We start from the raw sequence: 2422 nt of genomic DNA, 5'->3' as shown, positions 1-2422 counted from the left end.
TGGCTGTGACATGTAAGTCTTATGTGTGATTGTTTAACGTTCCATTCCACGAGTTGGAAATAGAATGATTAAACCTGTTGTTTCGTCAACAGTAGCCTATGGGAACGTGCGATATTAAGTAATGAATTCGTGCGGTAACAGAACCAACAATGAAGCCCTTCCGAAAGGAGAAGTCAGAACCGTGAGGGGATGACAACTGTCGTTAGTATCGAATGGCAGGGGAGCTAGGCTGAATGGTATGAATAACGTAATGTGAATCGTTGATAAACGTCGTAACTTCGAATGAGCTGCCAATGATACTGGGCTCTAACCCAAAAGGGACGCAGTCGGATAACCTTCTCCATGCTAAGGTTACACGAACATAATGACTGCCGGCGGATAGACGGATTCTAACCCATTCATTTGTCACATATAAGAAACATGGTAAACCCGTATTTCTCCTGTGTAACAGCAGGTAAGCAGACCGTAAGTGAAGCCGAATGGGATGCGGGCAGAGGAATGCGGAAAAAGCGAATGCTATCCTGTAATGGGGTGGATAGGGGTTGAAACATCACCTCACACGAAAGTGGGCTGACTTCTGCATGGTGGTAGTTTTACAAGAAACTTTTAGAACTTATTAAGGAAGAAAAGCAAATGAACGAAATTAAAACATCGTGTGCATCTACTGACCAGAAATGGAATACTTGGGACAGCATAGACTGGAACAAGTGCGAAATTGTGGTTAATAAGCTACAAGCACGTATTGTAAAAGCTCAGAAAGCCGGCAAACATAATAAGGTGAAAGCCTTACAGTGGGTGCTGACGCATTCGTTTTACGCTAAGGCTTTAGCCGTAAAACGTGTTACATCAAACAGTGGAAGTGACACTGCGGGTGTTGATAAAGTTACATGGTCAACTCCAAATGCCAAAATCAAGGCAATCAGTGAACTGAAAAGAAGAGGCTATACGCCCCAACCACTACGAAGGGTGCATATTAAGAAGAGTAATGGAAAATTACGTCCGTTAGGAATCCCAACCATGAAGGACAGAGCTATGCAAGCATTGTATTTGTTGGCACTGGAACCTGTGTCGGAAACGACAGCAGATACAAATTCCTATGGTTTTCGCAAAGAAAGAAGCACAGCAGACGCAAGAGAACAGTGCTTTTGCGTCCTGGCAAAGAAGCATTCCGCCCAATGGGTATTGGAAGGCGACATTAAAGGGTGCTTCGACCACATCAGCCATGAATGGTTATTAAACAATATCCCTATGGATAAAGTGATGCTAAAGAAATGGTTAAAATGTGGCTTTGTGTTCAACAAGGAATTGTTTCCAACAGAAGAAGGGACACCGCAAGGCGGGATAATCTCACCAACTCTCGCTAATATGACATTAGATGGATTAGAACCTCTGCTAGCGGAGAAATACCGAAGCAGACAGGTTAACAAAGTTATTTTTAAACCAAAGATGCACCTCGTGAGATATGCGGATGATTTCATCATCACAGGCATAAGTAAGGAACTTTTGGAGGATGTTCAAAAGACCATACAAGAGTTTCTACAAGTCAGGGGGCTTACCTTATCAGAAGAAAAAACGATGATTACTCACATAGATGAGGGCTTCGACTTCTTAGGGTATAACATCAGAAAGTATAATGGTATCTTGTTAATCAAACCATCCAAGAAGAGTCTAAAGAAATTCATGCAGAAAATCAGAGGAATCATTGATTCCAACAAAGGTAGCAAGCAGGAATCTCTCATAAGACTTCTTAACCCTGTAATAGTCGGTTGGGTAAATTACTATAAGAACTGTGTAGCCTCGGATACATTCAGAAAAGCTGATTACTTGATATTTGAGAAATTATGGCAATGGGCTAGAAGACGGCATCCCAAGAAAGGGAAATATTGGATTGCGAATAAATACTTTACACGGATAAAGAATCGTAACTGGTGTTTTGTGGCAAACTTCAAAAAAGGCAAGACTGATGACAGGATTGTTCTCAAAAGATTGTACGACACTAAGATAACCCGATACGTAAAAGTGCAAGGTGAAGCCAATCCTCTTGACCCTGAATGGAAAGAATATTTTGAAAAGCGTAAGACTTACAAAATGCTCCAGTCGCTCAATGGTAGAAAATCATTGCTGTACATGTGGGAAAAACAGAATCATGTATGCCCCATATGTGGAGAACCCATAAACAAAGAACATTCGTGGGGAACTAATGAAAGAATTGTCGATGGCAAGAAAGTAAATTTCTTAGTACATGACAGTTGCAGAAGAAAAGTCATTCAACTTAAAAAAATGTAATAATGAGCTGGTTTCTAATAAATAGAAATTTAACACCGCTTGAGCCGTATGATTGGAAACTTTCAAGTACGGTTCTGAGGGGGGAAAGGGGCAGTAATGCCCCTGACCTACCCGGCAAAGCGATTGCATCGGCGAA

At 41.4% G+C, this 2422-nt stretch carries 1 protein-coding gene and 1 pseudogene; both read left to right on the top strand.

From position 1 onward, the window contains the following. Positions 1 to 633: 633 nt before the first annotated feature. Positions 634 to 2286: a group II intron reverse transcriptase/maturase gene (gene ltrA / locus DWW91_RS27380; RefSeq protein WP_122329434.1), complete on the top strand. Its 1653-nt coding sequence runs from the start codon at positions 634 to 636 to the stop codon at positions 2284 to 2286. A 2-nt stretch (positions 2287 to 2288) separates the two neighbouring features. After that, a pseudogene (locus DWW91_RS28275) lies at positions 2289 to 2422 on the top strand (conjugal transfer protein); the annotation flags it as partial.

It is taken from the genome of Parabacteroides sp. AF17-3, assembly GCF_003635445.1.
Taxonomy (GTDB): domain Bacteria; phylum Bacteroidota; class Bacteroidia; order Bacteroidales; family Tannerellaceae; genus Parabacteroides; species Parabacteroides goldsteinii.
Note: the sequence above shows the minus strand (reverse complement) of the source record. Positions and strands in the feature narration are given on the sequence as shown.